The organism is Leptothrix sp. (in: b-proteobacteria) (assembly GCF_965250675.1).
Taxonomy (GTDB): domain Bacteria; phylum Pseudomonadota; class Gammaproteobacteria; order Burkholderiales; family Burkholderiaceae_C; genus Sphaerotilus.
In genome coordinates, this window is record NZ_CBDFPH010000011.1 from 416835 (window position 1) to 437421 (window position 20587).

At 68.2% G+C, this 20587-nt stretch carries 16 protein-coding genes; 8 read left to right on the top strand and 8 right to left on the bottom strand.

The genetic code is table 11. From position 1 onward, the window contains the following. Positions 1-36: 36 nt before the first annotated feature. Genes AC5IG3_RS16495 through AC5IG3_RS16505 form a run of 3 tightly spaced genes read right to left on the bottom strand, consistent with a single transcriptional unit; the run spans position 37 to position 2989 of the window. A complete protein-coding gene (locus AC5IG3_RS16495; RefSeq protein ID WP_491907374.1) occupies positions 37-1527 on the bottom strand; it encodes a tripartite tricarboxylate transporter permease in 1491 nt (496 codons plus the stop codon). Next, entirely contained in the window at positions 1527-2021 is a 495-nt protein-coding gene (locus AC5IG3_RS16500) for a tripartite tricarboxylate transporter TctB family protein (protein WP_491907375.1), read from the bottom strand. Before AC5IG3_RS16500 ends, AC5IG3_RS16495 begins: the two co-directional genes overlap by 1 nt. Next, positions 2021-2989, bottom strand: a complete 969-nt coding sequence (locus AC5IG3_RS16505; protein ID WP_491907376.1) for a Bug family tripartite tricarboxylate transporter substrate binding protein — start codon at positions 2987-2989, stop codon at positions 2021-2023. The genes AC5IG3_RS16500 and AC5IG3_RS16505 overlap by 1 nt, the downstream gene beginning before the upstream one ends. Positions 2990-3125: 136 nt before the next feature. Here AC5IG3_RS16505 and AC5IG3_RS16510 point away from each other — a divergent pair, with 136 nt between their 5' ends. From AC5IG3_RS16510 to AC5IG3_RS16520, 3 genes are read left to right on the top strand one after another with little or no spacing between them, the layout of a single operon-like run. Continuing rightward, complete coding sequence (locus AC5IG3_RS16510; RefSeq protein ID WP_491907377.1) at positions 3126-3794, top strand: response regulator transcription factor; 669 nt, start codon at positions 3126-3128, stop codon at positions 3792-3794. Between the two features lie 46 nt (positions 3795-3840). After that, positions 3841-5286, top strand: a complete 1446-nt coding sequence (locus AC5IG3_RS16515; protein ID WP_491907593.1) for a sensor histidine kinase — start codon at positions 3841-3843, stop codon at positions 5284-5286. Next, on the top strand, positions 5283-5753 hold the full coding sequence (locus AC5IG3_RS16520) for an RNA-binding S4 domain-containing protein (protein WP_491907378.1): 471 nt from the start codon (positions 5283-5285) through the stop codon (positions 5751-5753). The genes AC5IG3_RS16515 and AC5IG3_RS16520 overlap by 4 nt, the downstream gene beginning before the upstream one ends. 3 nt (positions 5754-5756) lie before the next feature. On the opposite strand, the gene AC5IG3_RS16525 is transcribed toward AC5IG3_RS16520, so the two are convergent. Continuing rightward, complete coding sequence (locus AC5IG3_RS16525) at positions 5757-7184, bottom strand: DUF5666 domain-containing protein (protein WP_491907379.1); 1428 nt, start codon at positions 7182-7184, stop codon at positions 5757-5759. Positions 7185-7201: 17 nt separating this feature from the next. Beyond that, on the bottom strand, positions 7202-8110 hold the full coding sequence (locus tag AC5IG3_RS16530) for a DUF6502 family protein (RefSeq protein ID WP_491907380.1): 909 nt from the start codon (positions 8108-8110) through the stop codon (positions 7202-7204). A gap of 129 nt (positions 8111-8239) precedes the next feature. Here AC5IG3_RS16530 and grpE point away from each other — a divergent pair, with 129 nt between their 5' ends. The 4 genes from grpE to AC5IG3_RS16550 all read left to right on the top strand — a co-directional run bounded on the left by grpE (position 8240) and on the right by AC5IG3_RS16550 (position 13894). Next, the gene (gene grpE / locus AC5IG3_RS16535) at positions 8240-8776 is read left to right on the top strand and encodes a nucleotide exchange factor GrpE (protein ID WP_491907381.1); all 537 of its coding nucleotides are present in this window, start codon (positions 8240-8242) and stop codon (positions 8774-8776) included. A gap of 132 nt (positions 8777-8908) precedes the next feature. Further along, positions 8909-10858, top strand: coding sequence for a molecular chaperone DnaK (gene dnaK / locus AC5IG3_RS16540; protein WP_491907382.1), 1950 nt, complete (start codon positions 8909-8911; stop codon positions 10856-10858). Positions 10859-10968: 110 nt separating this feature from the next. Further along, the gene (gene dnaJ / locus AC5IG3_RS16545) at positions 10969-12120 is read left to right on the top strand and encodes a molecular chaperone DnaJ (protein ID WP_491907383.1); all 1152 of its coding nucleotides are present in this window, start codon (positions 10969-10971) and stop codon (positions 12118-12120) included. 64 nt (positions 12121-12184) lie between these two features. Further along, a complete protein-coding gene (locus AC5IG3_RS16550) occupies positions 12185-13894 on the top strand; it encodes a response regulator (RefSeq protein ID WP_491907384.1) in 1710 nt (569 codons plus the stop codon). A gap of 21 nt (positions 13895-13915) precedes the next feature. On the opposite strand, the gene AC5IG3_RS16555 is transcribed toward AC5IG3_RS16550, so the two are convergent. The 3 genes from AC5IG3_RS16555 to AC5IG3_RS16565 form a co-directional block, all read right to left on the bottom strand. Continuing rightward, positions 13916-15103: a CaiB/BaiF CoA transferase family protein gene (locus tag AC5IG3_RS16555; RefSeq protein ID WP_491907385.1), complete on the bottom strand. Its 1188-nt coding sequence runs from the start codon at positions 15101-15103 to the stop codon at positions 13916-13918. Positions 15104-15182: 79 nt separating this feature from the next. Then, a complete protein-coding gene (locus AC5IG3_RS16560; RefSeq protein ID WP_491907386.1) occupies positions 15183-16364 on the bottom strand; it encodes an acyl-CoA dehydrogenase in 1182 nt (393 codons plus the stop codon). 113 nt (positions 16365-16477) lie between these two features. Then, entirely contained in the window at positions 16478-17644 is a 1167-nt protein-coding gene (locus AC5IG3_RS16565; RefSeq protein WP_491907387.1) for a PA0069 family radical SAM protein, read from the bottom strand. A 300-nt stretch (positions 17645-17944) separates the two neighbouring features. Here AC5IG3_RS16565 and AC5IG3_RS16570 point away from each other — a divergent pair, with 300 nt between their 5' ends. Next, a complete protein-coding gene (locus tag AC5IG3_RS16570; RefSeq protein ID WP_491907388.1) occupies positions 17945-20566 on the top strand; it encodes a sensor domain-containing protein in 2622 nt (873 codons plus the stop codon). The last annotated feature ends 21 nt before the right edge of the window (positions 20567-20587 follow it).

Genomic DNA, 20587 nt, shown 5'->3' on the forward strand with positions numbered 1-20587 from the left:
CCGGCGCGGGCCCGCTCGGCGGCTGAGCGCCGTGGCTCAGCGCGTGCGCTGCAGGTGCTTGATCAGCCGCGGCAGCACCAGCACCGCCACCACCACGACCAGCAGCGTCACCGACATGGGCCGTTGCAGGAAGATGCTCCAGTGGCCTTCGCCGATGGACAGCGCGTTGCGCATCTGCGCCTCGGCCAGCGGCCCGAGGATCATGCCGACCACCACCGGCGCGGTCGGAAAGTCATAGCGCCGCATCACCACGCCCAGCAGGCCGATGGCGTAGAGCAGCACCAGATCGAACGCCGACTGCCGCATGCCGTAGACGCCCACGGTGGCGAAGATCAGGATGCCGGCGTAGAGGTGCGCCTTCGGGATCTTGAGCAGCTTGACCCACAGCCCCACCAGCGGCAGGTTGAGCACCAGCAGCATGACGTTGCCGATGTAGAGCGACGCGATCAGCGCCCACACCAGCGACGCGTTGGTGTCGAACAGCTGCGGCCCCGGCTGGATGCCGTAGTTCTGGAACGCGCCCAGCAGGATGGCGGTGGTGTTGCTGGTCGGGATGCCCAGCGTCAGCAGCGGGATCAGCGTGGCGGTGATGGCGGCGTTGTTGGCCGCTTCAGGCCCGGCCACGCCTTCGATGGCTCCGGTGGTGCCGAACTCTTCCTTGTGCCTGGAGAGCTTCTTCTCGGTGGCGTAGCTCAGGAAGGTGGGGATCTCGCTGCCGCCGGCCGGAATGGTGCCGAACGGAAAGCCGATGAACGTGGCGCGCAGCCACGCCGGCCAGGAACGGCGCCACTCCTGCCGCGTCATGTGCACGCGGCTCATGCGGTTCTGCGATTCGGTCACGCGGCCCTCGTAGAGCACGGCGTAGAGCGTCTCGCCCACGGCGAACAGGCCGACGGCGATCAGCACCACCTCCAGGCCGTCCATCAACTCGGGCACGCCCAGCGTGTAGCGCACTTGGCCGGAGATCTGGTCGATGCCGATCAGCCCCATCGCCAGGCCGATGCCCAGCGCGGTCAGCCCGCGCAGCGTGCTCTTGCCCAGCACCGCGCTGACGGTGATGAAGGCCAGCACCATCAGCATGAAGTATTCGGGCGGCCCCAGCTTGATGGCGTAGGTGGCCACCACCGGTGCGCAGAACGTCACCAGCACGGTGGCGATGGTGCCGGCCACGAAGGAGCCGATCGCCGCCGTGGCGAGCGCCGCGCCGGCCCGGCCGCTCTTGGCCATCTTGTTGCCTTCCATGGCCGTGACCATGGAGCCGGATTCGCCCGGCGTGTTGAGCAGGATCGAGGTGGTCGAGCCGCCGTACATCGCGCCGTAGTAGATGCCGGCGAAGAAGATCATCGACGCGGTCGGTTCGACCTTGAGCGTGATCGGCAGCAGCATCGCCACCGCCGTGGCCGGGCCGATGCCGGGCAGCACGCCGATGGCGGTGCCCAGCGTGCAGCCGAACAGCGCCCACAGCAGGTTGACGGGCGTGCCGGCGGTGGCAAAGCCCTGGAGCAGTTGATTGAGGATGTCGAGCATCAGAGCCAACCCGTGGAAGTGAGACCTGGCAAGTTGATCGCCAGCAGCTTGGTGAACATCCAGAACACCGGCGCGGCAATCGCCACACCGATGGCGCTGTCGGCCAGCCAGGCGCGCGCGCTCAGGTCGAGCCGGCCTTGCGCCGACTTGAAGCCCCGCACCGCCAGCACGAAACAGAGCGTGCAACTCAGGATGAAGCCGATCGTGGTGATCAGCCCCGCGTTGGCCAGGATGCCGAGCGACACCCAGGCAAAGCCGTGCCAGTCGCCGCGCGCCGCGCCGGAGGCTTCTTCCATGTCACGGAAGCCGCCGGCGCGCGCCTCCCACACCAGCCCGGCGCCGCAGACCAGCAGCAGCAGCGCGACCACGCCCGGCAGAAAGTTGGGGCCGACGCCGCCGTAGCCGGCCTCGCCCGAGATCTGCAGCGCGCCGGCCACCAGCAAGGCGCCGGTGGCGATCACGCCCACGCCGATGAGGGTCTGCGGTGTCTTCATCAGATCATTCCGGACTTGACCATCACCGCGCGCAGGCTGGCGAACTCGTTGTCGACGAACTGCGCGAACTCCGGCCCGCTCATCAGCGCCGGGGTCCAGCCGTTCTTCTCCAGCGACTCGGCCCAGGCTTTGCTCTTGGTGGCCTTGATGACCATCTCGGTCAGCACCTTGCGCTGCTCGGGGGTGATGCCGGGCGCGCCGTAGACGCCGCGCCAGTTGCCGATCACGACGTTGATGCCCTGCTCTTTCAGCGTCGGCACCGGGATGCTCTTGATGCGGGTGTCGGAGGTGACGCCGATCGCGCGCATCTTGCCGGCGGCGATGTACTCGGCAAACTCGCTGTAGCCGCTGCCGCCGATGGTGACGTTGCCGCCCAGGATGGCCGCAATCGCCTCACCACCGCCCCGGAAGGCGACGTAGTTGATCCGGGCCGGGTCGACGCCCACTTCACGCGCGATCATGGCGGCCGCAATGTGCTCGGTCGAGCCGCGCGAACCACCGCCCCACTTGACGCTGCCGGGGTCTTTCTTCATCTGCTCGACCACGTCCTTCATGGTCTTCAACGGCGAGTCGGCCGGCAGCACGAAGACGTTGTATTCGCTCGTCAGGCGTGCGATGGGCGTGGCCTGGCTCAGGTTGACCGGCGGCTTGCCGGTGATGATGCCGCCGAGCATGACCGCACCCATCACCATCAGCGCGTTCGGGTCGCCCTTGCTGGCGTTGACGAACTGCGCCAGCCCGATGGCGCCGGCCGCGCCGCCCTTGTTGTCGTAGCCCACGGTGTCGGCCACGCCGGCATCCTGCAGGGCACGGCCCAGCGCGCGGCCGGTGCTGTCCCAGCCACCGCCCGGGTTGGCGGGGATCATCAGCTTGAGGTTGCCCGCCGCACGGGCGCTGAGCGGCAGGCCGCCCGAGACGGCGGCGGTGGCCAGGGCGGCCATCGACTTCAGAAAGGTATCGCGACGCATGGCGGTCTCCGGATCGGTTGGTTTGTGGGATCAACGACAAAATCAATGCTGTGTATGGTGCGGGCGCTGGCTGTCGATCGGCTGTCCAAGTGCTCAGGGAAAACGCCAAGAAACACAAGCCAATCGCCCAACTGCCATGAAACTGCTGCTGATCGAAGACAACCCCGCCATGCAGACGGCGCTGCAGCGCTCGTTCGAGCGCCGCGGCCTGCAGGTCGCCCTGTGCGGCGACGGCGCCCGCGCGCTGGACCGCTGGCGCGCCCACCAGCCCGACGTGGTGCTGCTCGACCTGAGCCTGCCGGGCCTCGACGGCCTCGAAGTGCTCAGCCGCGCCCGCGCCGAAGGCCTGCGCACGCCCGTGATCATCCTGACCGCGCGCGGCGCGGTGGGCGACCGCGTGCTGGGCCTCAACACCGGCGCCGACGACTACCTGGCCAAGCCCTTCGACCTGGACGAGCTGGAAGCCCGCGTGCGCGCACTGGCCCGCCGCCAGGCGCCCATGCAGGACGAGGCGCCCGCCTTCTGCGGCCTGCGTGCCGACGGCCAGAGCGGCGCGGTCTACCACCTGGGCCAGGCGCTGGAGCTGGCGCCGCGCGAGTCGGCCCTGCTGCGCGCACTGCTGGCCCGGCCCGGCCAGGCAGTGGCCAAGGAACGGCTGTTCGAGCTGGTCTTTGCCGGCGAGACCGACGTGCAGCCCGACGCCATCGAGGTGGTGGCCTACCGCCTGCGCAAGCGCCTGGCCGCCACCGAAGCGCGGCTGGTGACGCTGCGCGGCCTGGGCTATCTGCTGGCGCCCCAGCCATGAGGGCATCGTGAGGACGCCGCTCAGGCTCCGGCTGGCCCGGCTGTCGATGCGCAGCCGGCTGCTGCTGGGCATTCTGTTGCCGGTGGGGCTGCTGGTGGCCATCAACACCTGGAGCCTCTACCAGCAGGCGCTGCACTCGGCCGACACCGCTTATGACCGCACGCTGCTGGCGTCGGCCAAGGCCATCGGTGAGCTGCTGGAAGTGACCGGCCCGGCCACGGCGCCGCAGCTGCGCGCCAGCGTGCCCTACTCGGCGCTGGAAGCGTTCGAGGCCGACAACCGCAGCCGCATCTACTTCAAGGTCAGCGGCTTTGGCGGCGAGATGGTCTCGGGCTTCGAGGATCTGCCCACCTGGCGCGGCAAGCTCCCGCTGCGCAGCCCCTACGCCGCGCTGGTCGATTTCTACGACGACCACTACCGGGGCGAGCCGGTGCGCGTGGCCGTGCTGCTGCAGCCGGTGGCGGGCCAGTCGGGCCAGGGCATGGCCACCATCCAGGTGGCCGAAACGCTGGAGCTGCGCCAGACGCTGGCGCGGCAGATGCTGCTGGACACGCTCTGGCGCCAGGCCGCGCTGCTGGGCGTCATCAGCGTGGTGGTGTCGTGGGTGGTGCAGCGCGCCACGCGGCCGGTGCGCGAGTTGAGCGCGGCGCTGCAGTCACGCCGCGCCGATGATTTCTCGCCCATTGCCACCGGACTGGCGCCGCGCGAGCTGCAGCCGCTGATCGACGCCACCAACGGCGCGCTGGCCCGGCTGGCCGGCCTGCTGGCGCGGCAGAAGCGCTTTGTGCGCGACGCCTCGCACCAGCTGCGCACGCCGCTGGCGGTGCTCAAGACCCAGGTGCAATCGGCCCGGCGCGGTGATGTGGCGCCCGAGGTGGCGCTGCGCGAAATCGCCCAGACCGTGGACGGCGCCACCCGGCTGGCCCACCAGATGCTGGCGCTGGCCAAGATCGAGCAGGCCCAGCACGACCAGCCGGCACAGACGCTCGACCTGGCTGCGCTGGTGCGCGAGGTCACGCTCGACCTGGCGCCGCTGGTGGCCGACAAGGAGCTGGACTTCGAGCTGCGTGCCGACACGCCCACCTGGGTGCGCGGCCACGACTGGATGCTGCGCGAGCTGACGCGCAACCTGCTGCACAACGCCATTCGCGCCACGCCGGAAGGCGCGGCGCTGGCGGTGGAGGTGGCTGAGGTGGCTGTCGAGGTGGCACCTGTCACCGCCGCCGAGTCCGGCCCGGTCGCACGCCTGTCCATCCGCGACAGCGGCCCGGGCATCAGCGCCGCACAGCGCGAACACCTGTTCGAGCCCTTTCACACCGGCCACCCCAGCACCGGCAGCGGTCTGGGCCTCAACATCTGCCGCGAAGTCTGCACCCGCCTGGGCGGCCAGATCCGCCTGCTCAACCGGCACGCCAAAGACGGACGATTGACAGGGCTGGAGGCGCGGGTGGACCTGCCGCTGCAGGATGCCGCGCGACAATCTGCGGCGTGAAGAACCGAACCGACAAATCAGCACCCCCTGCCGAAGCGCAAGCCGGCGTGCGGCTGGACAAATGGCTCTGGGCCGCGCGCTTCTACAAGACCCGCAGCCTGGCGGCCGACGAGATCGGCCGCAACCGCGTGATGATCAACGACCAGTTCGCCAAGGCCTCGCGGCTGGTGCGGGTGGGCGACCTGATCAGCGTGCGCCGCGACCAGAACCCGGTTCCGCGCGTGGTGCAGGTGCGTGGCCTGTCCGAGGTGCGCGGCCCGGCGCCGGTGGCGCAGTTGCTCTACGAGGAAACGCCCGAGAGCGTCTCCGCCCAAGCCGCCTGGAACGCCAACCGCCCCTACAGCGCCGAGCCGGCCCACAGCATCGAGCACGGCCGGCCGACCAAGTCGGACCGGCGCCAGTTGAGCGAATGGCAGCGCTGGAGCGTGTCGGTGGACGACGACGCGGACGAGCGCGGCGCGTCCTGAACCTCAGTCTTCCAGCTCGATCTTCTTGGCCACGATCACCGTGCCGCTGAGCGGGCCTTCAGCCTTGACCAGCAGTCCGTTCCTGAGGTCTGCCTCGGTCAGGTCCTTGAAGTAGGTGCTGGCGTTGTAGGACACCTGCCGGCCGTCGACCGTGAAGGTCTTCGCGCTGGTGTTCAGGCCGCTGATCGTGCCCTCGGCTTCGGCGGTGGCGCCATCCACGCTGGATGAGTCGCTGCCCTCGCACTTGATCTTGCTGGCCTGCAGCCCGGTGGTGGTGGGGCGGCCTTCGACTTCGACGTAAACCCCGTTGCCGAGCGCGGTGCCCACGGCGCACTTGTCGCGATCAAAGCTGGCGGCCACCGCTGCGGTGATCGACACCAACGTGCCGCGCAAGATGAACGAGCCGGCCGTGCCCACGGCGGGCGCCGTCCAGCCGCTGATCGTGCCGTGGAGTTCGCCGTTGACATCGTCATCGCTGCGCCGCACCTGCACTTCGGTGGCCGTGAAGCTGCCATCGCTGCCGTACCTGCCCTTGACGCGGACATAGGTGTCGTTGGCTTGCGCCACGCTGCTGCGCACCGTGACATCGTCGAGCTTGAACGACGCGTTGCCCGCACTGGCCACCACACCGCTCAGGTAGGTGTCGTCCGACGACGCGACCGTCGCGGTCGACTTCACCCGCACGGACGACGCCACCAGCGTGCTGGCACCGACGGTGTAGCCGTTGACCGCAGCGAACACCACCACCGATTGGCCCCGTTCCACGCTGGGCGACGGGCTGGCACTGGCGCGGTTGACCGTCAGGCCACCGATCTGGAGGGTGCTGTCGGTGACGGCCGTGACCACACCGCCCACACGCAGGCTCGACAGCGATGTCTGCTTCTCGACCCGCGTGGCCAGCAGGCTGCCGTCGGCCTGGCGCACGGCGTGGACTTCGACCGCATCGCCCTGTGCCAGCGCCGCCAGCGAGGCCGCGCCATCGAACACCGTCACCGGGCCGGCGCCCTGCACGGTGTTGACCTTGATGGTCTGGCCGAGCACGACGAAGCCATCGCTCGTCTTGCTGTCGATGCGGCCCTTGACGGCCGGGTCGACCTCGATGCGCGAGGCCAGGCCGTCGTAGAGGCTGCCCGCCGCTGCGGTCGTGAAGACCACCGAGGTGCGCTGGCCGAACTTCGCCTCCGTGAGCGCGAAGGTGCCGGCGCCGGTCTCGACCTGCACCAGCGCCTTGCTGTCGTCATAGCGCACGCCGTCGACGATCACGCTGCCAAAGCCCGACACCGTGCCCACCGTATTGCTGGGCGCGGCACCCGTGCCGTTGGTGCCGACGTCACCACCACCACAGGCGGCCAGCGTCAGAGCCAGCCACCACGGGGCCAGGGCGCGTGAAGCGCGCGTGGCGCGGCCATCATCACCAGAACGAACAGACATGCGGTCTCCTCACGGGCTCAGGACGCAGAGCCCGAGCGCTTGTTGTCGGCAGCGGGCGCCAGGGCTTGAGCCGAGTCGGGCACCGCTTCATGAAAGTAATAGACGCCGAAGCGCATGCGCATGGGCGTGTCGCTGCGGCTGTCGTCGGCGCGCACGCGCTCGGTGGCGCTGGTGACCATGCCCTGGAAAGCGGGGGCCCAGAGTTCGCGCGCCCGCTGTGCCAGCGCCTGGGCTGATTCGGCGCTCAGGCCGTTGGCGTAGACGCTCTGCTCCAGAAAGCGCCCGGCGCTGCCCGGCTGCAGGTTGTGCACGGCGGCGGCCAGGTGGTCGGCGGCGTTGACGGCCAGGGTCTGCGCGGCGCTTTCGTCCTCGGGGCGGCTGACGAAGCGGTCACCGGCCAGCACCACGTCGTCACCGTCTTGCGTGACGAGTTCCAGCCGCTGCAATTCCTCCAGCAGCGTTCGCGGGTGGACGTCGCTGGAGGTCTCGCGCGCCAGTGCCTCGAAGCTCGGTGCCTCGCCCTGGCGCGGCAGGCGCAGGCGCAGCGGCGTGTTGAGGTCGCCGGGCGTGGTGCGAAAGCGCGCGTCGGTGATCCAGCGGGTGAACAGCACCGACGCCGGCGTGGGCGCCAGCGGCGCGGTGGCCAGGTTCTGGTCGGACAGCGCACGCACGTCCTTGCGGTGCACGCCCGAGAGCACGCTCAGCGCCGAGTCGGTGGCCTTGCTGCCGCGGCGGGTCAGCTCGGCCCGCGCCTCGGCCAGGAAGACCTGCTTGAGCACCTGCGCCACCGCGCCGTAATGCACGCCGTGGCGCAGCAGCCAGCGCACCAGCGGGCGCAGGACCACGGCGATGCCATCCAGCGCCCGCTGGGCTTGCGGGTCGACGGAGGTGTCGACGGAAACAGGGGAGGAAGAGGCGTCAGACATGGCTGGGATTATTTCCCATGAATTCTAGCCGCAAAAACTTCAAAACCACCCTCTTGAAATCAGGGGCTCTGGCGTCAGTTCACCACAGTCCGTCGTTTGACGTCTGTGGTTCCCAGTCCATAAAAAACCATGTCTGAACCCGAAAACTTCGCTCACACCGAACCCACCACCACCGCCACCGGTGCGACCGAGATCATCGACGACAGCGCCGCGCGCATCGCCGATCTCGAAGCCAAGAACGCCGACCTGGCCGACGCTTACCTGCGCGCCAAGGCCGAGGCCGAGAACGCCCGCCGCCGCGCGGACGACGAAATCGCCAAATCGCGCAAGTACGCCGTCGAAGGCTTCGCCGACAGCCTGCTGCCCGTCAAGGACAGCCTGGAGGCGGCCATCGCCACCCACGCCTCGGGCAAGGGCTCGCCCGAGCAGATGCTCGAAGGCGTGCACGCCACGCTGCGCCAGCTGGGCCAGGCGCTGGAGCGCAACAAGGTGCTGGAGATCAACCCGCCCATGGGCACCAAGTTCGATCCGCACCAGCACCAGGCCATCAGCGTGGTGCCGGCAGCGCAGGACCCCAACACGGTGGTCGCGGTGCTGCAGAAGGGCTACCTGATCAACGACCGCGTGCTGCGGCCGGCGCTCGTGACGGTGTCCGCACCCAAGTAAAGACCGCGCCGCGCCCGGAGCCGCCAAGTTGATGCAGCGCAAATTGATTGCACATCGATTGCGCCGCCCTTGAAAGCCCGGCCGCCAGCCGCAAATCGCCAACAAGCCAACAAATTTCCCCGGAGTAAACACATGGGCAAGATCATCGGTATCGACCTCGGCACGACCAACTCGTGCGTGGCCATCATGGAAGGCAACACCACGCGCGTGATCGAGAACAGCGAAGGTGCACGCACCACGCCGTCGATCATTGCGTACCAGGAAGACGGCGAGATCCTCGTCGGCGCCTCGGCCAAGCGCCAGGCCGTGACCAACCCGCGCAACACGCTGTACGCCGTCAAGCGCCTGATCGGCCGCAAGTTCACCGAGAAGGAAGTGCAGAAGGACATCGACCTGATGCCCTACACCATCTCGGCCGCCGACAACGGCGACGCCTGGGTCGAAGTGCGCGGCAAGAAAATGGCCCCGCCGCAGATCAGCGCCGAAGTGCTGCGCAAGATGAAGAAGACCGCCGAAGACTACCTCGGCGAAGAAGTCACCGAAGCCGTCATCACCGTGCCGGCCTACTTCAACGACAGCCAGCGCCAGGCCACCAAGGACGCCGGCCGCATCGCCGGCCTGGACGTCAAGCGCATCATCAACGAGCCGACTGCGGCAGCCCTGGCCTTCGGCCTGGACAAGCACGGCAAGGGCGACCGCAAGATCGCGGTGTATGACCTGGGTGGCGGCACGTTCGACATCTCGATCATCGAGATTGCCGACGTCGATGGCGAAATGCAGTTCGAAGTGCTGTCGACCAACGGCGACACCTTCCTGGGCGGCGAGGACTTCGACCAGCGCATCATCGACTACATCATTGCCGAGTTCAAGAAAGAGCAAGGCGTCGACCTGTCCAAGGACGTGCTGGCCCTGCAGCGCCTGAAGGAAGCGGCCGAGAAGGCCAAGATCGAGCTGTCGAACTCCTCGCAGACCGACATCAACCTGCCCTACGTGACGGCCGACGCCAGCGGCCCGAAGCACCTCAACATCAAGTTCACCCGCGCCAAGCTCGAAAGCCTGGTCGACGAACTGATCGAGCGCACGATCGCCCCCTGCCGTACCGCCATGAAGGACGCCGGCGTGTCGGTCAGCGCCATCGACGACGTGATCCTGGTCGGCGGCATGACCCGCATGCCCAAGGTGCAGGACAAGGTCAAGGAGTTCTTCGGCAAAGAGCCGCGCAAGGACGTCAACCCTGACGAAGCTGTCGCGGTGGGCGCGGCCATCCAGGGCCAGGTGCTGGGCGGCGAGCGCAAGGACGTGCTGCTGCTGGACGTGACCCCGCTGAGCCTCGGCATCGAGACGCTCGGTGGCGTGATGACCAAGATGATCAGCAAGAACACGACCATCCCGACCAAGTTCTCGCAGACCTTCTCGACCGCCGATGACAACCAGCCGGCCGTGACCATCAAGGTCTACCAGGGCGAACGCGAGATGGCGGCAGGCAACAAGAGCCTGGGCGAGTTCAACCTCGAAGGCATTCCGCCGGCCGCACGCGGCACGCCGCAGATCGAAGTCTCGTTCGACATCGACGCCAACGGCATCCTGCACGTCGGCGCCAAGGACAAGGCCACCGGCAAGGAAAACAAGATCACCATCAAGGCCAACTCGGGCATCTCGGAAGAAGAGATCCAGAAGATGGTGCGTGACGCCGAAGCCAACGCCGCCGAGGACAAGAAGAAGCTCGCCATCGTCCAGGCCAAGAACCAGGGCGACGCGATGGTGCACTCGGTCAAGAAGTCCCTCACCGACTACGGCGACAAGCTCGAAGCCGGCGAGAAGGAAAAGATCGAAGCCGCCATCAAGGACGTCGAGGAAGCCATCAAGGGCGACGACAAGGACGACATCGAGACCAAGACCAACACGCTGATGGCCGCCAGCCAGAAGCTCGGCGAGAAGATGTACGCTGACCAGCAGGCCGCGCAAGCTGCCGCCGGTGCGGGTGCCGCCGCAGGCGACGCGCCGCAGGCCGAGGCCGGCAGCGCCAAGCCCGCCGATGCCGACGACGTGGTCGACGCCGAGTTCAAAGAAGTCAAGAAGTGATCTCAAGGCGGCCGCGAGGCCGCCTGTGAGCCTTCGCCGCGTTCGGGGAGCAGACGGCCTGTCTGCTGTTCAGCGCGGCGTTCCTACATCCGTGATTGCAGGTTTTTTTCATGGCGAAGCGCGATTACTACGAAGTCCTGGGCGTGGCAAAAACCGCCGATCAGGACGAGATCAAGAAGGCCTACCGCAAGCTGGCCATGAAGCACCACCCTGACCGCAATCAGGGTGAGGGTGCGAAGGCGTCCGAGGAGCAGTTCAAGGAGGTCAAGGAGGCCTACGAGATGCTCTCCGACGAGCAGAAGCGGACCGCCTACGACCAGTACGGCCACGCCGGCGTCGACCCCAACAGCGGCATGGGCCGGGGCGGGCCGGGCGGTGAAGGCTTCGGCGGCTTTGCCGAGGCGTTTGGCGACATCTTCGGCGACATCTTTGGCGGCCAGGGCCAAGGCGGCGGCCGACGCGGTGGTGGCCAGCAGGTCTACCGGGGCGCCGACCTCAGCTACGCGATGGAAATCACGCTGCCCGAGGCGGCCAACGGCAAGGAAACGCAGATCCGCATTCCCACCTGGGAAGAGTGCGAAACCTGCCACGGCAGCGGCGCCAAGCCCGGCACCAGCCCCAAGACCTGCACGACCTGCAGCGGCTCGGGCACGGTGCACATGCGCCAGGGTTTCTTCAGCATCCAGCAGACCTGCCCGCACTGCCACGGCAGCGGCAAGATCATTCCCGAGCCCTGCGTCACCTGCAGCGGCGCCGGCAAGATCAAGAAGCAGAAGACGCTCGAGGTCAAGATTCCAGCCGGCATCAACGAAGGCCAGCGCATCGCGCTGCGTGGTCACGGCGAGCCAGGCGTGCAAGGTGGTCCGGCGGGCGACCTGTATGTCGAGATCCGCATCAAGCAGCACGACATCTTCGAGCGCGACGGCGACGACCTGCACTGCACCGTGCCGATCGGCCTGACCACGGCCGCGCTCGGCGGCGCCATCGAGGTGCCCACGCTCAGCGGCAACGCCGAGATCGAGCTGCCCGAAGGCACCCAGCACGGCAAGACCTTCCGGCTGCGCGGCAAGGGCATCAAGGGCATCCGCTCCAGCTACCCGGGCGACCTGTACTGCCACATCGCCACCGAGACGCCCGTCAAGCTCACCGAGCACCAGCGCAAGCTGTTGAAGGAACTGGACGAGTCGTTCAAGAAAGGCGGCGACAAACATTCGCCCAACGCCAAGAGCTGGACCGACCGCGTCAAGGACCTGTTCAAGTAAGCGCCGGCAATGCCGATATGAAAAAGGCCTCCTGGGTGGAGGCCTTTTTTGATGGCGCCCACAGATGCAACTGCTCGACCCTGACATTCAAGAGTGCTGCGCGCTGGTGATCGACGGCAACCCCACCTCGCGCAGCACCCTGGTGGGCATGCTGCGCGAGTTCGGGCTGGGCACCGTGGCGCAGTGCTCGCGGGCCACCGATGCCCGGCGCATCCTGGAGTTGCGCCGCTTCGACATCGTGCTGTGCGAGCACCATTTCGATCAAAGCCATGGCGGCGGCTACGACGGCCAGGACCTGCTCGACGAGTTGCGGCGCGCCCAGTTGCTGCCCTTCTCGACCGTCTTCATCATGGTCACCGGCGAGGCCTCGTACGCCAAGGTGGCCGAAGCGGCGGAATCCGCGCTCGACAGCTACCTGCTCAAGCCGCACAACGCCACCATCCTGGCCGACCGCGTGCAGCAGGCGCGCCACCGCAAGAAGGTGCTCAAGCCGATCTTCAGTGCCATCGAGGCCGGCGACCATGGCCGCGCCGCCGCGCTGTGCCTGGAACGCTACGGCCGGCGCGGCGAGTTCTGGCTCTATGCCGCCCGCATCGGTGCCGAGTTGCTGCTGCGCATCGGCCAGCACGACGCGGCGCGCAGGCTGTTCGAGTCGGTGCGCGAAACCCGCGCCCTGCCCTGGACCAAGCTCGGCATCGCCCGCGCCGAACTCGACGGTGGCGCGCCGCAGCAGGCCCGCCGCACGCTGCAGGAACTGATCGCCAACAACCCCGGCTATGCCGACGCCTACGACGTGCTCGGCCGGGTGCACCTTGACCATGGCGAGCTGGATGCTGCCCTGACCACCTACCGCCGCGCCAGCGAGCTGACGCCCGCCAGCATCGGCCGGCTGCAGAAGCTGGGCGCGCTCGCCTTCTACACCGGCGACGCGGCCGAGGCGACCAAGGCGCTCGACAAGGCCATGGTCACCGGCATCAGCAGCAAGACCTTCGATCTGCAGAGCCTCGTGCTGCTGGCGCTGCTGCGCTTCGATCAGGCCGACAGCCGTGGCCTGCAGCGCGTGGTGGACACGCTCACCCATGCGGTCGAGCAGACCCAGCGCCGCAAGCCGGCGCGTGCGGAACTCGACCCGGACGCACTGATCGACACCGTTGCAGAAACCGCGCCCGACGAAACCCGCGTCCGCAACCTGCGCCTGCTGGCCATCACCCAGGTGCTGCACGCCTTGATGCAGCGCCAGTCGGACAGCGCCAGCCGCACGCTGCGCGAACTGGGCAGCACCATTCGCGAGGCCGAATTCGACTTCGAGTCGGCCATCAACCTCGTCTCGCTGCTTAGCCGGCTGGCCGGTGGCGCGCTGGTCGTGCCCGAAGCCGAAGGGTGGCTGCGTGCACTGGCCATGCGCTTCTGCGTCTCCAAGGCCACCACCGATCTGCTGCTGGGCGCTGCGCGGGCGCATGAACCCACTCAGACACTGATTCGCGAGGCGCAGGCCAGCATCACCGGCATGGCCGAGCGCGCCATGACGCACAGCGTCAAGGGCTCACCCGCGATTGCGGTGCAGACCCTGCTGCGCCAGGGCGGCGAGAACCTCAACGCCAAGCTGCTCGAACTCGCACAGTTGGTGCTGGAGCGTTACCGCGACCGCATCGACATGTACCCCGAAATGCATGCACAGGCGCAGGGCCTGCTGCAGCGCTATTGCGCGCAGGGCACGCGCATCAACCTCAATGAGACCGGCCGCAGCGCCGGCTCGCTGGCGCTGCGCGGCTGAAGCCCGCGCGCCTTCAGACCCTCACTCACCCAGCCAGTCGGCCAGCACCTCGCGGGTGTGCTGGCCCAGCAGCGGCGCCGCATGGTGGTAAGTCACCGGCGTGGCCGACAGCCGGATCGGGTTGGCCACGCCCGGCACGGGCGGGCCACCCGCGTGTGGCAGATCGACCCGCAGCCCGCGCGCCAGAACCTGCGGATCGGCAAACACGGCGTCAAGCCGGTTGATCGGCCCGCACGGCACCGCCTGTGACTCCAGCGCTGCGACCCACTCGGCGGTGCTGCGCATCACGGTGGTCTGACGCAGCAGCGGAATCAGCACGGCACGGTGGGCCACGCGCTGGGCGTTGCTGGCGAATCGCGCATCTACCGACCATTCCGGCCGGCCTGCGACGGCGCAGAAGCGCGCGAACTGGCCATCGTTGCCAATGGCCAGGATCATGTCGCCGTCGGCCGTCGGGAAATCCTGGTAGGGCACGATGTTGGGGTGCGCATTGCCCATGCGACCCGGCACCGCGCCGCCAACAAGATAGTTGGCGGTCTGGTTGGCGAGCGTGGCGATCTGCACGTCCAGCAAGGCCAGGTCGATGTGCTGGCCCTGCCCCGTGCGGTGGCGGTGCTGCAGCGCCGCAAGCACGGCGATGGCGGCGTGCAGGCCGGTCATGACATCGACCAGCGCCACGCCGACCTTCTGCGGCCCGGCGCCCTCTTCGCCCTCGGCACGACCGGTGACGCTCATCAGCCCGCCCATGGCCTGGATCAGGAAGTCATAGCCCGCACGCGGCGCATACGGACCGGTCTGGCCGAAGCCGGTGATCGAGCAGTAGATCAGCCCCGGATGCGCGGCGCACAGCGTCTCATGGTCCAGCCCGTAGGCCTTCAGGCCGCCGACCTTGAAGTTCTCCAGCACCACGTCCGCCTGCGCCGCCAGCCGCCGCACCTGTGCCGCACCCGCCGGGTCGGCCAGGTCGACCGCGACCGAGCGCTTGTTGCGGTTGGCGCAGAAGAAGTAGGCCGCGTCGGCGGTGTCGCGCCCTTGCGCATCCGGCAGCCACGGCGGGCCCCAGGCGCGGGTGTCGTCGCCACTGCCGGGGCGTTCGATCTTGACGACGTCAGCCCCCAGATCCGCCAGCATCTGCCCGGCCCAGGGACCGGCAAGCACGCGCGACAGGTCGAGGACCTTGAGGCCTTGCAGCGCTGTGGGCGCCGTCATGGCAGCCGGCGCCGAGCCGCCTCAAGCCGGCTGCACGCCCACTCGGGGGGCAGCGACCGCAGGGAGCGTGGGGGCACCATCAAAACGCCGCAAGGCCGGTGATAGCGCGGCCGAGGATCAGGGCGTGCACATCGTGCGTGCCCTCGTAGGTGTTGACCACCTCCAGGTTGACTAGGTGCCGCGCCACGCCGAATTCGTCGCTGATGCCGTTGCCGCCGAGCATGTCGCGCGCGGTACGGGCGATGTCGAGCGCCTTGCCGCAGGAGTTGCGCTTCATGATCGAAGTGATCTCGACCGACGCCGTGCCCTCGTCCTTCATGCGGCCCAGCCGCAGGCAACCTTGCAGGCCGAGCGTGATGTCGGTCAGCATGTCGGCGAGCTTCTTCTGGACGAGCTGCGTGGCCGCGAGCGGCCGGCCGAACTGACGGCGGTCCATCGTGTACTGGCGCGCGGTCTCGAAGCAGAACTCGGCCGCGCCCAGTGCGCCCCAGGCGATGCCGTAGCGGGCGCTGTTGAGGCAGGTGAACGGGCCTTTGAGACCACGCACCTCGGGGAAGGCGTTTTCTTCGGGGCAGAAGACGTTGTCCATCACGATTTCGCCGGTGATGCTGGCGCGCAGGCCGACCTTGCCGTGGATGGCCGGCGCGCTCAGGCCCTTCCAGCCTTTCTCGAGCACGAAGCCGCGGATCTGGCCTTCATCGTCCTTGGCCCAGACGACAAAGACGTCGGCGATCGGGCTGTTGGTGATCCACATCTTGGCGCCGGTGAGGCTGTAGCCGCCGTCGACCTTGCGGGCGCGCGTGACCATGCTGCCGGGGTCGGAGCCGTGGTCGGGCTCGGTCAGGCCGAAGCAGCCGATGAATTCGCCGGTGGCCAGCCTGGGCAGGTATTTCTGCCGGGTGGCTTCGTTGCCGAAGGCGTGGATCGGCACCATCACCAGCGAGCTTTGCACGCTCATCATCGAGCGGTAGCCGGAGTCGACCCGCTCGACCTCGCGCGCCACCAGGCCGTAGCAGACGTAGTTGAGACCCGCGCCGCCGTACTGCTCAGGGATGGTGGCGCCGAGCAGGCCGAGTTCGCCCATCTCGCGGAAGATGCTGGCGTCCATGCGCTCGTGGCGGAAGGCTTCGAGCACGCGCGGCTGCAGGCGGTCCTGGCTGTAGGCGCGGGCGGCGTCGCGCACGGCGCGTTCGTCGTCGCTCAACTGGGCGTCGAGCAGCAGCGGGTCCTGCCATTGGAAGGAAGCGTGGGAACGGGCCATGCGGATCTCCTGGTTGCCGGGGCGGTAGAACGTGATGTCGCCATTGGACTGCAAACAGCTGTGCCGAAACTGTCACGCGCTTGACGCCTCAGGGTCAGCCCTCAGGTCCGCCCTTAAAACAGCTCGCCCTGCGGGTCGTGCGCCGGCTTCTGGCGCTGTACCGGCAGCGGCGCCGGCCGGATGAAGGCCGAGAAATCGAGCCGGGGCACCTCGCGCGTCAGCCCGACACGCGCCGCGCCCTTCTCCATGCGCTGGCCGATCAGCGCGGCCCAGACGCCCGAGCCCTTCATGCGCAGGCTGAAGTCGGCGTCGTAGTCGCGGCCGCCGCGCATCTCGCGCAGGCGGGCCATGACGCGCTCGGCCCGATCCGGAAAGTGCTGCGCCAGCCAGTCCTGGAACAGCGGCTTGACCTCCCACGGCAGGCGCAACACCGTCCAGTGCGCGCTGCGGGCGCCGGCCTGAGCGGCGGCGGCCAGGATCTGCTCGATCTCGGGCTCGTTCACGAACGGGATCACTGGCGCGACGTTCACGCCGACCCAGACCCCCGCATCGGTCAGCGCCCTGATGGCCGCCAGCCGCCGCGCCGGCGAGGCCGCACGCGGCTCCAGGATGCGCGCCAAGCCGGGGTCGAGCGTCGTCACGCTGATGAACACCAGCACCTGCTGGCGCTGCGCCATGGCCGCGAGCAGGTCCAGATCGCGCACGATGCCGCCCGACTTGGTGACGATGGAGAGCGGGTGGCGGCACTCATGCAGCACCTCCAGGATCGAGCGGGTGATGCGCACGCGGCGCTCGGCGGGCTGGTAGGCATCGGTGGCCGAGCCCAGGTTGATGGGCTGCGGCACGTAGCCCGGCCGTGCCAGCTCAGCCCGCAGGCGCTCGGCGGCGTTGACCTTAGCAACGATCCGGGTCTCGAAATCCAGCCCCGGCGACAGGTTGAGGTAGCTGTGCGTGGGCCGCGCGTAGCAGTAGATGCAGCCGTGCTCGCAACCGCGATAAGGGTTGACCGACAGGTCGAACGGCACGTCGGGCGAGTCGTTGCGGTTGAGGATGCTGACCACGCGCTCCTCGCGCACCGCGGTGGCCGTGGGCGGCGGTGGTGCTGCGGCATTCGCCGCAAAGTCCTCCATGCTGCCCCAGCCATCGTCGGCCGTTTCGCGCTGGCGCGACTCGAAGCGGTGGGCAATCTGCCAGCCGGTGCCGCGGCCTTTGGGTACGACCGAGTGACGCAGCGGATCAGAAACGGCCGATGAAGAGGACGGGATGATGAAGGCTCTCATAACTGTACAAATATACAGTTTTTGATGACCAACCCTCAACCGGTCTTTGATAAGCCACCACGCCTGAAATTGCAATTTCGCAAGAAACAGCAATTTCGTAAGTGTGCGGTTTGTTTTGAATCAAAAGCTGTGCATTTAGGTTGGCTTTCCCAGGCTTTGCGGCATGGCGGCACCGAATCATCCCGTGACTAGCACTGACAATTTGTCACAAGTGGTGCCATTCGATCGGTTGTCACGCCGGCATCGGCACCGTCTGCAAAGGGGAGTCATGAAAAAGAAATCTCGACCGGGGACATCACGGTGATCCCCTCCACGCTGGTTTTGGCGCTGGTGCTGCTGTTGGTTATGGTCGGCTTCGGGCTGATCGCACGCCTTGAGTTCCTGCGCCTGCGCGTGCAGCAAACCCAGGCCGAGAGCGACGGCCGGCTGCGCGCCTTTGCCTCGGCCATTCCGGATGTGTCGTTGCTGCTGGACCGCGAGGGCCGCTACCTGGACGTGTTTGGCCCCGAGGACAAGCTCACCGCACCCAAGGCGCAGCTGATCGGCCACCGCATCAGCGACTTCTTCCCGCCGGATCAGGCCCGCGTCTTTCTCGACCTGCTGGCGCTGGCGCTGGACACGCACCAGACGCAGAGCTGCGAGTTCATGCTGCAGTTGCCGACGGGCGTGCGCTGGTTCGAGGGCCGCGTCAGCGCGGTGCCGGGCCAGAACATGGCGGTGTGGATCAGCTTCGACATCAGCCTGCGCAAGGCCGCGCTGCTGCGCGTCGATGACCTGACGCGGCTCTACAGCTTCCTCAGCCAGGTCAACCAGGCCATCGTGATGACGCGGGAAGCCAGCGAGCTGTACCGGCGCATCGCCCAGGCGGCCATCAGCCACGGCCACTTCCGCGCGGCGGCGGTGCTGCAGGTCACCGACGGGCTGGCCGACTTCACCACCGCCGAGGCGCCCTTCCAGCTGACGTGCAGCAGCGGCGACCTGCCCTGGCAGGACACGCCAGCCTGGTTCGAGGCCACCGCCCGCCAGGCCCAGCACAGCGGCGTACTGGCCTGGCAGCACGATGAACACCTGGAGCTTGGCGCCGTGGCCTTGCCGCTGCGCTGCCGCGGTCAGGTCGTGGCGGTGCTGATGCTGATGCGCGACCAGCTCGACCCGACCGACCGCGAGGAACAGACGCTTTTCACCGAAGTGAGCGCTGACCTGAGCTTTGCGCTCGACCAGATCCAGAGCACGGTCGAGCGCACCGAGTACGAGGGCCGCATGCGCCTGCACGCCGCCGCGCTGGAGAGCACGCAGGACGGCGTGATGGTCACCGACCTGCAGCCGCGCATCGTCTCGGTCAACCGCGCCTTCACCGAAATCACCGGCTACACCGAGGCCGAGGCGCTGGGCCGGATGCCGCGCATGCTGCAATCCGGCCGGCAGGAGACCGGCTTCTACGAGGACATGTGGCGCACGCTCAAGACGCAGGGCCAGTGGCAGGGCGAGATCTGGAACCGGCGCAAGAACGGCGAAACCTACACGCAGTGGATGTCGCTGAGCACCGTGCGCGATGCCGAGCAACGCCCCACGCACTACGTGGCGGTCTTCACCGACATCACCACCAAGAAGCTGGCCGAGGACAAGCTCTACCGGCTGGCGCACTTCGACCCGCTGACGCAGTTGCCCAACCGGCTGATGGTGCTGGACCGGCTCGACCACGCCATCGACGCCGCCCAGCGCCAGGGCCACGGCGTGGCGGTGATGTTCATCGACCTGGACAACTTCAAGACCATCAACGACAGCCTGGGCCATGGCGCCGGCGACGACCTGCTGCACGCCGTGGCCGAGCGCCTGTCCCAGCGCACCCGGCGCGAGGACACGCTGGGCCGGCTCGGCGGCGATGAGTTCATCCTCGTGCTGGAGCGCCTGCGCCAGCCGCAGGATGCCGCACCGGTGGCGCAGGAGCTGCTGAACCTGCTCAACGCGCCCTTTCTGATCGCCGGGCAGGAGGTCTACGTGCGCGCCAGCCTGGGCATCAGCGTCTACCCGAGCGACGGCACCCATGCGGGCGACCTGGTGCGCGATGCCGACGCGGCCATGTACCAGGCCAAGCGCGCCGGCCGGGGCACTTACCGCTATTACACGCAAGGCCTGACCCAGGCCGCCCGGACGCGCCTGGCGCTGGACACGCGGCTGCAGCGGGCGCTGGAGGCCCAGGAGTTCGAACTGTTCTACCAGCCGATCTACCGGCTGAGCGATCGCCGCATCATCGGCGTCGAAGCGCTGGTGCGGCTGAACCAGCCCGGCCTGCCGCCGCTGGCACCGGCCGACTTTCTGCCCGCGCTGGAGGAAACCGGCCAGATCGGCGCCCTCGGGCAGTGGGTGCTGGGCGAGGCCTGCCGGCAGGGCCGCGCCTGGCGCGATGCCGGGCTGGCGTTCGGCCGCATCGCCGTCAACCTGTCGGCCACGGAGTTGCGCAGCGGCCAGACCGCCGAGCGCGTGCGCGCCGCGCTGCAAGCCAGCGGCCTGCCCGCCGCCCTGTTGGAGCTGGAGGTGACTGAAGCCGGCCTGATGGCCCCCGACCGCCGGGCAGAGGCCTGCATCCAGGCGCTGCGCCAGCAGGGGCTGACCTTCAGCATCGACGACTTCGGCACCGGCTACTCGTCGCTGGCCTACCTCAAGCGCTTCCAGGTCGGGCGATTGAAGATGGACCGCAGCTTCATCAGCGACCTGGGCCGCGCGCCCAGCGATGCCCAGCTGGTGCAGACCATGATCGCCCTCGGCCACAACCTGGGCGTCCCCGTGGTGGCCGAGGGCGTGGAGACCGAAGCGCAGCTGCAGACGCTGATCTCGCTCGGCTGTGACGCAGCGCAGGGCCACCACCTGCAGGCGCCGCAAACTGCGGCTGTGATCGGGGCCATCCTGCCGCGTCAGGGTTGAAGGCGGCCCACTTCCTACAAT